This is a genomic window from Kribbella sp. NPDC056345 (assembly GCF_042262745.1).
Classification (GTDB): domain Bacteria; phylum Actinomycetota; class Actinomycetes; order Propionibacteriales; family Kribbellaceae; genus Kribbella.
Genome location: NZ_JBHJQQ010000001.1, coordinates 934,744 through 947,031, shown reverse-complemented (window position 1 = coordinate 947,031; position 12,288 = coordinate 934,744). Strand labels below are relative to the sequence as shown.

14 protein-coding genes are annotated in these 12,288 nt (G+C 67.4%); 5 read left to right on the top strand and 9 right to left on the bottom strand.

Going from position 1 to position 12,288, the window contains the following annotated elements; genetic code table 11:
* Positions 1-222: 222 nt before the first annotated feature.
* The gene (locus ACFCV3_RS04350; RefSeq protein ID WP_376025985.1) at positions 223-1,641 is read right to left on the bottom strand and encodes an MFS transporter; all 1,419 of its coding nucleotides are present in this window, start codon (positions 1,639-1,641) and stop codon (positions 223-225) included.
* Positions 1,642-1,743: 102 nt separating this feature from the next.
* Between ACFCV3_RS04350 and ACFCV3_RS04345 the strand changes: the two genes are divergently transcribed.
* The gene (locus ACFCV3_RS04345) at positions 1,744-2,646 is read left to right on the top strand and encodes a helix-turn-helix transcriptional regulator (protein ID WP_376025983.1); all 903 of its coding nucleotides are present in this window, start codon (positions 1,744-1,746) and stop codon (positions 2,644-2,646) included.
* On the opposite strand, the gene ACFCV3_RS04340 is transcribed toward ACFCV3_RS04345, so the two are convergent.
* From ACFCV3_RS04340 to ACFCV3_RS04330, 3 genes are all read right to left on the bottom strand, one after another.
* Positions 2,643-3,650, bottom strand: coding sequence for a glycoside hydrolase family 5 protein (locus tag ACFCV3_RS04340; RefSeq protein ID WP_376025981.1), 1,008 nt, complete (start codon positions 3,648-3,650; stop codon positions 2,643-2,645). The genes ACFCV3_RS04345 and ACFCV3_RS04340 overlap by 4 nt on opposite strands.
* A 45-nt stretch (positions 3,651-3,695) precedes the next feature.
* Positions 3,696-4,721, bottom strand: coding sequence for a glycoside hydrolase family 5 protein (locus ACFCV3_RS04335; protein ID WP_376025979.1), 1,026 nt, complete (start codon positions 4,719-4,721; stop codon positions 3,696-3,698).
* A gap of 130 nt (positions 4,722-4,851) precedes the next feature.
* A complete protein-coding gene (locus ACFCV3_RS04330) occupies positions 4,852-5,760 on the bottom strand; it encodes a LysR family transcriptional regulator (RefSeq protein WP_376025978.1) in 909 nt (302 codons plus the stop codon).
* A gap of 73 nt (positions 5,761-5,833) precedes the next feature.
* Here ACFCV3_RS04330 and ACFCV3_RS04325 point away from each other — a divergent pair, with 73 nt between their 5' ends.
* Complete coding sequence (locus tag ACFCV3_RS04325) at positions 5,834-6,757, top strand: EamA family transporter (RefSeq protein ID WP_376025976.1); 924 nt, start codon at positions 5,834-5,836, stop codon at positions 6,755-6,757.
* Here ACFCV3_RS04325 and ACFCV3_RS04320 read toward each other — a convergent pair.
* From ACFCV3_RS04320 to ACFCV3_RS04310, 3 genes are read right to left on the bottom strand one after another with little or no spacing between them, the layout of a single operon-like run.
* Positions 6,675-7,301 carry a flavin reductase family protein gene (locus ACFCV3_RS04320; protein WP_376025975.1) on the bottom strand — a complete coding sequence of 209 codons (627 nt, stop codon included), beginning with the start codon at positions 7,299-7,301 and terminating at the stop codon, positions 6,675-6,677. The two genes, ACFCV3_RS04325 and ACFCV3_RS04320, sit on opposite strands and share 83 nt — an antisense overlap.
* 37 nt (positions 7,302-7,338) lie before the next feature.
* Complete coding sequence (locus tag ACFCV3_RS04315) at positions 7,339-8,061, bottom strand: TIGR03943 family putative permease subunit (protein WP_376025973.1); 723 nt, start codon at positions 8,059-8,061, stop codon at positions 7,339-7,341.
* Positions 8,058-9,068: a permease gene (locus tag ACFCV3_RS04310; protein ID WP_376025971.1), complete on the bottom strand. Its 1,011-nt coding sequence runs from the start codon at positions 9,066-9,068 to the stop codon at positions 8,058-8,060. The genes ACFCV3_RS04315 and ACFCV3_RS04310 overlap by 4 nt, the downstream gene beginning before the upstream one ends.
* 232 nt (positions 9,069-9,300) lie before the next feature.
* Here ACFCV3_RS04310 and ACFCV3_RS04305 point away from each other — a divergent pair, with 232 nt between their 5' ends.
* Positions 9,301-10,443, top strand: a complete 1,143-nt coding sequence (locus tag ACFCV3_RS04305; RefSeq protein ID WP_376025969.1) for a serpin family protein — start codon at positions 9,301-9,303, stop codon at positions 10,441-10,443.
* Here ACFCV3_RS04305 and ACFCV3_RS04300 read toward each other — a convergent pair.
* Entirely contained in the window at positions 10,415-10,954 is a 540-nt protein-coding gene (locus ACFCV3_RS04300; RefSeq protein WP_376025968.1) for a TetR/AcrR family transcriptional regulator, read from the bottom strand. The two genes, ACFCV3_RS04305 and ACFCV3_RS04300, sit on opposite strands and share 29 nt — an antisense overlap.
* Positions 10,951-11,367, bottom strand: coding sequence for an SRPBCC family protein (locus tag ACFCV3_RS04295; protein WP_376025966.1), 417 nt, complete (start codon positions 11,365-11,367; stop codon positions 10,951-10,953). Before ACFCV3_RS04295 ends, ACFCV3_RS04300 begins: the two co-directional genes overlap by 4 nt.
* A gap of 32 nt (positions 11,368-11,399) precedes the next feature.
* On the opposite strand from ACFCV3_RS04295, the gene ACFCV3_RS04290 reads away from it, so the two are divergent.
* Complete coding sequence (locus tag ACFCV3_RS04290) at positions 11,400-11,579, top strand: hypothetical protein (RefSeq protein WP_376025965.1); 180 nt, start codon at positions 11,400-11,402, stop codon at positions 11,577-11,579.
* A 4-nt stretch (positions 11,580-11,583) separates the two neighbouring features.
* The gene (locus tag ACFCV3_RS04285; RefSeq protein WP_376025963.1) at positions 11,584-12,243 is read left to right on the top strand and encodes a PhzF family phenazine biosynthesis protein; all 660 of its coding nucleotides are present in this window, start codon (positions 11,584-11,586) and stop codon (positions 12,241-12,243) included.
* Positions 12,244-12,288: the final 45 nt, after the last annotated feature.

The window sequence follows — 12,288 nt, the reverse complement described above, 5'->3', positions numbered from 1 at the left end:
AAACAGATGGCTGCCGGCAATCGCTTGCCGGCAGCACGCATGTTCCACTCGACAGACTGCACCCACTCGACGGACTGCACCCGCTCGGCGAGGGCCGACCGGGCGGCCTTGGGCACGCGTCGACCACGTTCACCTGCGGCGGATGGTTGATTCGTGCGGGGGCCTTGTGTGCGGTTCGGCCATGAATTGGGCGGGCGGGTGACTGAACGGCGCTCGAGGTGGCTACGGGCGGGTGGTGCGGAGTTGGTTGGTTATGGGGGCCATGAGGATGGCTGTGGCGGCTAGGGCGATTGATACTGCGGCTAGGGCGCCGCCGTGGCCCCAGGGGGTGTTGGCCAGGGCCAGGAAGGCGGTGCCTACGGTGGCGGCGCCTAGGGCTAGGCAGGTTTGCTGGGTGGTGAGGAGGATGCCGCTGCCTAGGCCCGCTTGGGCTGGTGGGACCTGGCTGACGACTACGCCGATCAGGGGGATCATGACGAAGCCGCCGCCGAAGCCGATCACCAGCATGGGCAGGGCGAGCTTCAGGACCGTTACGTCTGGCCAGAGCGCCAGTGCGGCGACTGCGAGCAGTACGTAGCCGCCCGCCTGGATGATCCAGCCGCAGACGACCATGGCGACGCCGTACCGGCGTTGTAGGGCTGGTCCCCAGATGCAGGTGATCAGGAAGCCGATGGCCAGTGGCAGGAGGCTCAGGCCGCCTTCCAGGGCAGTCATGTGGGCGCCGGCTTGGGTGGCGAGGGCGAAGACGAACATGAAGCCGCCGAAGCTGGTGAAGAACCCGACGGCCATCACCAGACCGATCCGCATCGCGCGGTGCTGGAGTACCGAGGGTGGAATCAGTGGCGCATGCCCAGCCCGCTCAGCGCGACGCTGGTGCAGAGCCAACAGGCCAACAGCCGGTACGACGGCCGCCAGGCTGAGCCACGTCCACAGCGGCCAGTGGAGTGCGCGGCCCTCGGTGAGGGGGAGTAGGAGGAGTACCAGGGTGACTGCGAGGAGTGCGGCGCCGACGAGGTCCACCCGGTGGGCCGCAGCGGCCTTGGTGTCCGGAACGGATGCTGCGATGGCGATCAGCGCCAGCAGGCCGCCCAGTGCGAGGACGACGAAGATCGAGCGCCAGCCGAGCCCGAACGGGTTCGCGTCGACCAGTACGCCGCCGAGGATCTGGCCGAGCGCGGCCGAGATGCCGTTGGCGACACCGAACAGCGCCATCCCGCGGGCGCGGTGCTCGCCGGTCATCAGGCTGGTGATCGACGCGAGCACCTGCGGAGTGACCGCAGCGGCTGACGCGCCCTGGATGACCCGAGCGATCAGCAGCACCCACACCGACGGTGCGAAGGCACAGATCACGGACGCCACGACGAACCCGGCCAGTCCGCCCAGCAGCAGCCGGCGGCGGCCGAAGCCGTCGCCGAGGCGGCCCGCGACCACCAGCAGGGTGGCGACCGCGATGCCGTAAGCGCCGACGATGAGCTGGAGTTCACCGGCGTTGGCGTGCAGGTCGGTACCGATCGCGGGCAGCGAGACGTTGATCATGAAGAACGAGAGCATCGGCAGCAGCGAGCCGAAGAGCAGCGAGGTGAGCGCCGCCGGTGCCAGCGAGGCTGCCGGCGGTCGGGTGGCGGTGAGCTGGTCAGTCATGAGTACCAGGGTGCACGCGGCTGGATCCTGGTGGTGAGAGCCTGCTGATCCTGGTACTGACACCACCTGGCACCAGCTTGCGCGCCGGTGCACCATAAGACCATGGATGCACGGAGACGAGAGCTCGGCGTGTTCTTGCGCACCCGGCGCGAGCGGATCCAGCCCGAGGAAGTCGGGTTCGCTCCGGGACTCCGCCGCCGTACGCCGGGATTGCGGCGGGAGGAGGTTGCGCTGCTCGCCGGGGTCGGGGTGACCTGGTACACCTGGCTCGAGCAGGGCCGGGACATCAACGTCTCCGCGCAGGTGCTGGAGGCGGTCGCCGGGACGCTGCGGCTGGACCGGCTGGAGCGCAATCACCTCTACACGCTGGCCGGGTTGCGGTTCGGTCCTGCGCCGGGGGAGGACGCCCTGTTACCGCCGTCGATCCAGAAGACGCTCGACGCGGTCTCGCCGTACCCGGCGCTGGTGATGAACGAGCGGTACGACATCCTCGCGTTCAATGACGCCTATTGCCAGGTGGTGCTGGACCTGCGAGAGATCCCGGTCGAGGAGCGCAACATGCTCTGGCTGAGTTTCGTGTCCGACGATTGGCGCTGCCTGTTCGTCGATGCGGAGACCACCAGTCTGCACATGGTCGCCGCCTACCGCGCGGCGCTGGCCAATCATCTCAACGAGCCGTCCTGGCAGGAGCTGACCCAGGGGCTGCTGGCCCGGTCGCCGAAGTTCGCCGCGATGTGGGAGCGGTACGACGTCGCTGCGCCGAGCGCCCAGGTCAAGGTCCTCGACCACCCCGAGGCAGGGTTGTTGCGGGTGGACCCGGCGATCATGTGGCTGTCGCAGGCGAACCAGTGCCGGATGAACGTCTACACCGCCGCTGACGCGGAGACCGAGGTCAAACTGCAGACGCTCGTCACCGCGAAGGTCCCCGCCGGCCGCGGGGCGGTGCGGCCGGCGAGCGCTCGCGTGAGCCCGGGACAAGACTCACGCGAGCAGGTTCTGAACTAGCGGTTCCGGATCCGTTCCCGGATCCACACGCCGGCCGGCTTCAGGACCGACGTACCGGTGAAGGTGCTCCCGGCGCAGGTGCCTTGCTTGAAGACTGCGCCGGAGCGGGAGTCGTCGGAGAAGTTCCAGTTGGTCCAGCCGATCTGCCGGCTGTTCAGGAAGTCCAGGTACTTCTGCGACCAGGTGAAGTCGTTGCCGCCGTCACCGGTGTAGGTCTGGGTGCCGAACTCGGTGACGAAGATCGGGATCTTGGTCGAGGCCCGGGACAGTGCGTCGAAGTACGCCTGCTTGTGCGACGCGGCGTAGAAGTGGAACGTGTACATCAGGTTCGTCGCCCGGACCGGGTTGTTCACGATGTCGGCCTCGGTGCGGCCGTCGGACACCCCGAGCGAGGCCCAGCCGTGGGTGCCGACGAAGACCACACCGTCGGCGTCCTTGGCCCGGATCACCGGCACCATCTGCTCGGCGTACGACTTGATACCGGCCCAGCTGACGCCGTTGGGCTCGTTGGCGATGTCGTAGATGATGTTGTTCTTGTTCTTGTGCCGGTCGGCGATCTCGGTGAAGAAGGTCTTGGCCTTGGACAGGTTGGCGTTCGGGTCACCGGGCGTGAGCTGGTGCCAGTCGACCAGGGCGTACATACCGCGCTTGGTGGCCTCTTCGATGTAGCCGTGCACCATGTCGGTGAACTTGCGCGGGTTGGTCTCGTACCCGCCTTCCTGCACGTACATCGAGATGCGCAGGATGTCGGCCTTCCAGTCGTAGGCCAGCGCGTCGAGCGACGCGGTCTTGATGCAGTTGGCGTACCACTGGATGCCGTGCGTGCTCATCCCGCGGAGCTGCACGGGCTGGTTGTTCTGGTTGCACAACTTCACGCCACAGACGTGCAGCTGGCCGTTGCGGGAGACCGGGGTGTCCGCGGCGGGAGCCGCGGTCGCGGGGGCGGTGGTCGGGATCAGAGTGGCTGCGGTCAGAAGTGCACCGGCCAACAGGGAACGAATCATGGAGGGGTTCCTCCTCTTGCGGGGGCGGGGGGCGGGGTTACTGCTTTACAGATTGCGGTCGATGATCCGCGCGCGGATCCAGATACCGGCTTCCTTGAGCTTCGACGTACCGGTGAAGCTGCTACCGGAGCAGGTGCCTGACTTGAAGACGGCGCCGCTGCGCCAGTCGTCGGAGAAGTTCCAGTTGATCCACCCGATCTGCTTGCTCTTCAGGAAGTCCAGGTACTTCTTCGACCAGGTGAAGTCGTTGGCACCCTCACCGAGGTAGTTCTGAGTGCCGAACTCGGTGACGAACAAGGGGATCTTGGTGGACGCCCGCGACAGGGCGTTGAAATTGTCCTCGTGGTGCGAGGCGGCGTAGAAGTGGAACGTGTACATGATGTTCGAGGCGTTGATCTGGTTGTTCACGACGTCGGACTCGTCGCGGTCGTCAGAGACCCCGAGTGACGACCAGGCGTGGGTACCGACGAAGATCACGCTGTCGGAGTCCTTGGCCCGGATGGTCGGGATCACCTGCTCGGCGTACGACTTCACCTTCGACCAGGAGACACCGTTCGGCTCGTTGGCGATGTCGTAGATGATGTTGTTCTTGTTCTTGTGCCGCTCCGCGATCTCGGCGAAGAACGTCTTGGCCTTGGCGGTGTAGATGTTCGGGTCGCCCGGGTCGAGCTGGTGCCAGTCGACCAGTGCGTACATCCCGCGTCTGGTGGCCTCCTCGATGTAGCCGTGCACCATGTCGGTGAACTTGCGCGGGTTGGTCTCGTAACCACCGTCGTCCTTCGCGACGTACATCGAGATGCGGAGGATGTCGGCCTTCCAGTCGTAGGCCAGGGCGTCGAGCGACGCGGTCTTGATACAGCTCGAGAACCACTGGATGCCGTGCGTGCTCATCCCGCGGAGCTGGACCGGCTGGTTGTTCTGATTGCACAGCTTCAGACCGCAGACACGCAGCTGCCCGTTCCGCGATACTGGGGTCTCCGCTGCCGGCGCCGGGATTGCCGCTGTAGCCGGGAGATTGGGGACCAGAGCGCCTGCCGCAAGCAGTACGCCGGCCATGAGATAACGCATCATTGACTGCCTCCAATGACATCAGGGCGGGGAGGTAGTACTAAAACTATTAGGAAAGTTTCCTGATAATTGAGAGGAACTTAATATCGGCGCTGAGTGTTGTCAACGGGTCGCGCAAAGTGATCGCAACCGATCATGCGGTAGTGCGCTCCGGCCACGCCTGCTTGAGCGCTGACAGCGTGACGACCAGGGCCGGTCGGCGCGAGGTGACGGTCCGCCAGACGGCATAGACGCGGCGGCTCGGCACCGGATGCAGCGGTACGGCGACCACCCCGTCCGGCACCGGCCCTCTGCCCAGCCGCGGCAGCAGGCCGATCCCGATGCCGCGGGCAAGCATCGCCAGCTGGGTCTGGTACTCAGCCACTGAATAGGCGACATCGGGCTCGACGCCGGCCCGGCGCATGGTCCGGAGCAGCCACTCGTGGCAGATCGATCCCGGGATCTGGCAGATCCAGCGCTCGCCGACCAGGTCCTCGGCGCGGACGAACTCCTTACCTGCCAGCCGATGGGACGCAGGCACCAGTACGTCGGCCGGGTCGGAACCGAGTTTGACCCGCGACAGGCCCTCGGGCAGCGCCAGCGGAGTGTTGTGCCAGTCGTGCACCACCGCGAGCTGGGCGTCGCCCCGGTTGACCGAGGCAACGGCCTCGAACGGGTCGATCTCGCTCACCCGTACGTCGAGCTCGGGGTGATCGACGATCAGCCGGCTCAGCGCAGTCGGCAGGAGGCCCCGGGCGGCGGTGGGGAAGGCTGCGATCCGCAGTTTCCCGATCGCCTGTCCACGCTGCTCCTCCAACGTCAGCTCGGCGTCCTCGACCAACTCGAGAACGCGGGCCGCGGTGGCGGCGAGCTGGAGCGCGGCGTCCGTGAGCGCGATCCCGCGGCCCTGCCGCTCGACCAGGGTGGTCCGGGTCTCGCGCTCGAGTTTCGCCAGTTGCTGCGATACCGCGGACGGCGTGTAGCCGAGCGCCTCGGCCGCACGATTGACCGAGCCGTACTGCGCGACGGCGTACAGGGCCCGCAGGCGGCCGAGATCGATCATGTAGCACTCCTACAGAGACAGCGGTAGTAATCGGTGCTGGTGCTTAAGTCTAATCCGGAACCAGACTGGCCGCATGAAACCTCGTGACCTGCTCCTGGCGCTCGCCGTCGCCACCGCCTGGGGTGTGAACTTCGTGGTGATCGAGGTCGGGCTGGAGGAATTCCCGCCGCTGTTCTTCACCGCCCTGCGATTCTTATTCGCGGCCGTTCCGGCAATCTTCTTTCTCGGCCGGCCGCGGGTCGCCTGGCGTTATGTGATCGGGGTCGGGCTCGCGCTCGGCGCCGCGAAGTTCGGGCTGCTGTTCGTCGCCATGGATCGCGGGGTTCCGGCCGGGCTGGCGTCGCTGGTTCTGCAATGCCAGGTGATCTTCACCGTGCTGTTCGCGATCACGGTCCTGCGGGAGCGCCCACGGCCGGCCCAGATCGCCGGGATCGCCATCGCGTGTGGCGGGATGCTGCTGATCATGCTCGACCGCGGTCTGTCCGCGCCGCTCGGCGCGCTCGCGCTGGTGATCCTCGCCGGAGCATGCTGGGGCGTCTCCAACACCATCACCCGGTACGCGAAGCCGCAGGACACGCTGCAGTTCATGGTCTGGGTCAGTGCGGTCGCCGTCGTACCGCTCATGCTGTTGTCGCTGCTCACCGAAGGGCCGCGGGCCGACCTCGATGCGCTGCGGGGGATCGAGCTCACCGGGGTCGGCGCACTGGCGTATCTGGCTGCTGTGGCCACGCTGTTCGGGTTCGGCGTCTGGGGCTACCTGCTACGCCAGTACGACGCCAGCACCGTGGCACCGTTCTCGCTCCTGGTGCCGGTGGTGGGGATGGCGGCCGCCTGGCTGCTGCGCGGTGAAACGGTGGGCGTGCAGCAGGCGATCGCCGCCGTACTGGTCATCGGTGGGATGGCCTGTACCGTCATCAGACGTTCAGCGGGGGCATCTGCCATCCCCGAGCCAGTGACGACTCGTACGCCGGAGCTCCGCCAGCGAAGTATTCGGTGAACTTCATGATCAGCGGGTCCCAGCGGAGCGGGTCGATGTAGCGGTCGTTGCTCATCAGCAGGTCGTCGCGGACCTGCACCTGCTCGACCTTCATCGAGAGTGCGCAGAGGTGTTCCGAGGGGCCGCCGATCGGGTGGATCGCCTCGATCCGGCCCTCGAGCGTGATCGGGCTCTCCTCGACGGTGTCCAGTCCGGTCAGGGCACCCGGCGTACGGGTGAGTCCTGCTGCGGTGAACTTGTCCGGCTCGAAGCGGTAGCCGCGAGCGCGCTTCGAGTCCGACATCTCCGCCGAGCCGGTCAGCAGTGCGATCCGGTCCAAGGCGGCGACCATCGCCGGGTCAACCAGGTTGAGGACGAGTTCAGGGCGGTCGACCAGGTTCTTGACCGTCTGCGAGCTCGTTCCCATCCCGAGCATGGCGTGGTAGCCGAGCCACCAGGCAGAGGACATCGGGGCGAGGTTGGTGGAGCCGTCCGGATTCCGCGTGCTGATCAGGACGACCGGCGTACCGAAGTAGAGGACCTTGGGCTCGACTGTGCGCTTCATGCCCCATAGAACGTCGGAGCGCGCAGATGTGTGAGGGCTACTCGTACGGGTTCGCGGGTGCGGTGACCGACTTGACCGAGCTGACCGTGAGGGCGGCGACGTCACCGTCGACACGCTTGCTCGGCTCGGCCCACTCGCCGGTGACCGTGACCCACTGGTTCTTCGGCGGGGCGGCCTGGCCGCGGGCCTCGACCATGAAGGCCGTGGCGTCGGCGACGCAGCAGGTCAGGCCCATCCGGGTCACGTACCAGCTGCCGTTCTTGGCCGGGGTCACGAAGCCGGTGAGCGAGAAGGAGCGACCCTTCATGCTCTCCTTCTCCCACACCGCCCAGACCGAATAATCGCGGACGGCGAGGTTGACCGGGCCGCCTTGCGGGTTGTCCGCCAGCCAGGAGTTGCTCTTCGGCTGGATCGGCTTCGAGGCCACCGGTGACTGGCGCTGAGCCGCCGCGGCGCCGAGCGCGGGCGGGTCGACGACCAGGAGGGCGAAGATCGGGATCAGGAGCAGCCAGGCCGCGCGCGGAAGGCCGTGGTGGCCGTGCCCGTCGTCCCCGCTGTGGTCGTGCTCTTCTCCCTCGGGCTTCTTGCGGGTGTCCGCGAGGACGTCGGCCACCGCGAGCACGATCAGGATCAGTCCGGCCGCGAGCAGCATCCAGCGCATGCCGGGCTTCACGTACCGCAGATAGGTGTTCGACACCGCGAGCTGCACCACCGCGGCCCCGACGAACACGATCACGAGTCCGGCTACGTTGCGCTTCACAGCAACCACCACCCCACTCCGAGACTTACCAATATCGCGATCACAAACGTGGCGGGCGCGAATCGGACGGCGAACTTCGGACCGAACGTACCTGCTTGCAGGGCGATCAGCTTCACGTCCACGATCGGACCGACGACCATGAACGCGAGCCGCGCGGTGAGCGAGAACTGGCTCAGGCTGGCCGCGACGAACGCGTCCGCCTCCGAGCAGATCGCCAGCAGTACGGCGAGCAGTCCGAGCACGAGCACCGACAGCAGCAGGTTGCTGGCGACGGTGTCGAGCCAGGACCGCGGGACGATCACGTTCAACGTGGCCGCGGCGGCGGCGCCGACCACCAGGAAGCCGCCGGCGTGCAGGAAGTCGTGCAGCATCGACGAGCGGAAGACCTCGAGCTTGCCGGTGCCCTCGGCGTGCCGGTTCTTCGGGATCTTCAGCCAGGCGCCGCCCTTGCCGGTCAGCAGCCACAGCCAGCCGATGATCATCGAGATCGCGATCGAGGCGACCGCGCGGGCCACCACCACCTTCGGCTGCCCGGGGAACGCCACCGCCGTGGACGCCAGGACGACCGGGTTGATCGCGGGCGCGGACAGCAGGAACGCGATCGCGGCGGCCGGCGTGACCCCGCGGGCCATCAACGCGGCCGACACCGGCACCGAGGCGCACTCACAGCCCGGCAGGATGACCCCGGACGCACTCGCGACCGGTACGGCGAGGGCCGGGTGCTTGGGCAGTGCCTTCGCGAAGAACGACGCCGGGACGAACGCGGTCAGCGCGGCCGACAGCAGCACCCCGAGCACCAGGAACGGCAGCGCCTGCACGGTCACCCCGACGAACATGGTCGCCCACGTGCGGACGACCTCGTCGGTGAAGACTCCAGCGAAGATCCGGCGGCCGAACAGGGCCAGACCCACCAGCAGGATCAGCGTCGCGGTGAACGCGATCGACGATCCAGCCGGCTCTTTCGGCGGCTGCTCGGCCTTTTCGTCGACGTCGGCGGGGGCGCTCATGGGCGGAATCCTGACACAACGGAGCGCGTTCGAACGAGGACTCAGCGCGCCGCCGAAATGAAAATCAGCGTCAGATCGGGAAATAGTCGTGATCAGGCCGGATCTCCAGGCCATCACAATTGCCGTGGTTCCGCGGCTTCCCGCGGGGGCGCGAGCTGGTCGGACCAGTTGTGATGGCGTGCAGGTCCGGCTCACCACGCTCGGGCTGGCTCAAGCGTGGCACGCTGGGTTCATGAATGCGCGTGCAGTCAACGACCTGACCGGCCGCTGGGTCCGGAGCCTGGGGCCGGGGAACGCGGTCGTGTCCGGCCTCGGTCTGTGGCCGTTGCTGGCGATCCTCGCCACCGCCGCCGACGAACCCGGCCGCGCCGAGCTCGCGGCGGCTGCCGAGGTGCCCGCGGCTGACGGTTCGCGGCTGGCCACGCAGCTGATCGAGGCTCTCGACGAGTCCGCCGACCTCCATGCCGCGCTCGGCGTCTGGGTGAGCGAGCAGCTCAAACTCGCCGAGACCTTCGGCGACGTCGTCCCGGCTCCGGTCGTCGGGATGCTGACCGGCCGGTCAGCCGTCGACAAGCCGAAGCTCGACGCGTGGGCCACCGAGCACACCGACGGGTTGATCCGGGAGATGCCCGTCGAGATCGACCCGGACGTGATGCTCGTCCTCGCCTCCGCGCTCTGCCTGCGCACGACCTGGGCCCGCCCGTTCACCGAGCAGATCAAGCACCTTCAGGGGCAGTGGGCCGGCTCCTGGCACTGGCTGGAGCGGACCGACCACGACCTCGACTCCGTACGCCGGTACGACGATCTGACCGTGATCACGGTCCGCGGTGACGCGGATGTCGACGTACTGCTCGGTCTCGGTTCCGGGGATGTCGTCGGCGGGCTCCTGGACGCGGCGGGTCGGCCGGCGGACGGCGTACCGGGTAGTGCGTTGATCGAAGGATCCGGCGAGGTCGCTCCGGGGGTGCGGATCGGGAAGACGACGAGCGCGCGGCCGGATGTGCGGTTGTCGCTGCCGTCGTTCCAGGTCTCGTCGTCGCACGACCTGTTGGAGTCCGCGGAGTTGTTCGGGCTGTCCGCGGTGACCTCGAACCCTGGGGAGCGCGGTCATTTCAGTGCGATCAGCCCGGCGCCGCTGGCCATCGGGCAGGCCAAGCAAGAGGTCCTCGCGCGGTTCTTCGCGACCGGGTTCGAGGCCGCGGCCGTGACGTCGATGGCGATGACGCGGGCTGCGATGGTGACTCGCCAGGCCAAGCGGCTGGACGTCGTACTGGATCGTCCCTTTGCTTTTACCGCCGTCCTGCGGGAGTCGCGGCTGCCGATCGTTGCCGGTTGGATCGAGTCGCCTACCGAGGCAGGCCGAACAACCGGTTGAGCAACGCCGACGCCTCGTCGACACCTGTCCTGTCTCCGGTCAACAGCAGGTCGAAGAGCAGTCCGCGGGACGCCGCCAATCCGAGGCGTGCATAACTTGGTGCCTCCTCGGCGGGGATGCCGACTTTGATGCACAGGGCAACCAGTGGTGGTAGCCAGACGTTGATCAGGTCCGCTTTCAACGCGGCTGTGTGTGGTCGATCCTGCATCGCCTGCGCGGAAAGCTCGAAGAACAAGGGACCGTAGATCAACGTTGCCTCGGTCACCTTTCGCCAGAACTGCTCCGACTGCTCGGCGACCGGCAGGTCCGTCAGCTCCTGGAGCAGGTCGCGCTGCTGCTGCTCGACCGCCCGGACCACCTCCGACAGCAACCCCTCGCGGGATCCGAAGTGGTAGATGAGCATCCGATGGCTGGTCCCGATACCGGCCGCGATTCCGCGCAGGCTGGCGTCGCCGATCCCGTTCTTCGCGAAGTACTCGACCGCGTCCCCGAGCAAGGTGTCCCGGCTCACCGCTCGGTGAACTCCTTCAGCTTCTCGGTCTCGGTGGCGATGTAGCGGCGCGTCAGCCCGGCGTACAGCGTGCCGAACAGCCAGCCGAGCGGCCCCTCCTGAATGACCGTCGCCGTCGCGACCGTGCCTTCCGGTGTACTCACCACTCGGTGACCACCTGTTGTCCTGATGCCCGGGGCAGTGGAGACCCACTCGAAGTACTGCCCCTCCACGAGCTCGGTCACCTCCCACACCGCCACCGGGAGCTTCGGCTGCCGGATCCGCGCCCGCGCCCCGAGGTGGATGCGTCCCTCGTCGAGCCGTTCCACGCTCGTGATGGTCGGCGTCCACTCGGGCCACCGCTCGACATCGCTGTACACCGCCCACACCCGCTCGGCCGGTGCCTGGATCGTGACAGAATGATCGAATCTCATGTACCAAATGGTACACGGTAGGGTCAGGGGCCATGGCAAACCAGAACCTTCCCGAGAACGAGCAGGACCCGGGCGCGAACACCCAGATGTTCAAGGCCTTCGTCAGCGAGGGCGCCGCTCCGGCCGAGTCCAAGCCCAACGGCCGCATCCTCGCCGTTGCCGCCGCGGCGGCCCTGCTGGTCGTGGTCGTCGTTCTCATCGCGGTCCTCTGAACCCTTGACCGACCTCCCGGTCGACGTCGTCACGGTCTTCACCGACCCGGACGGCAAGTTCGGCAACCCCTTGGGCATCGTCGCCGGTCACCTCGTCGCACCCGCCGACCGGCAGGCACTGGCTGCCCACCTCGGCTACAGCGAGACCGTGTACGTCGACGACGCGGCCGCCGGCGCCATCCGGATCTTCACCGCCACCGGCGAGATGTCGTTCGCCGGCCACCCGACTGTCGGTGTCGCCTGGTGGCTCCGCAGCCAAGGGCACGCCGTACCGGTCCTGCAGACCCCGGCCGGCGAAATTCCCGTCACCTTCGACGGTGACCTGGTCTCCGTCCAGGCCGACACCAGCTGGGGCAGCACCTGGGACTGGACCGAGCTGGCGACCCCTGCCGACGTCGTCGCCGCAGATCCCGCCTCCTACTCGGCGGGCCACACCTACCTCTGGTCCTGGCAGGACGAGGAAGCCGGCATCCTCCGCTCCCGTGCCTTCGCCCCCGCCATGGGCGTTGCCGAGGACGAAGCCACCGGCTCCGCCGCGACCCAGCTGACCGCCTTGCTGGGTCGCGACCTGCACATCGTCCAAGGCCGCGGCTCGCACCTCTACACCACCCACCTCCCGCCGTCCCAGGCGACGGTCGGCGGCCGGGTTGTATGGGTCGAATAGCCCTCTGACCTGCGCAAACACCGTCCCTGGAAATTCACCAGGTAC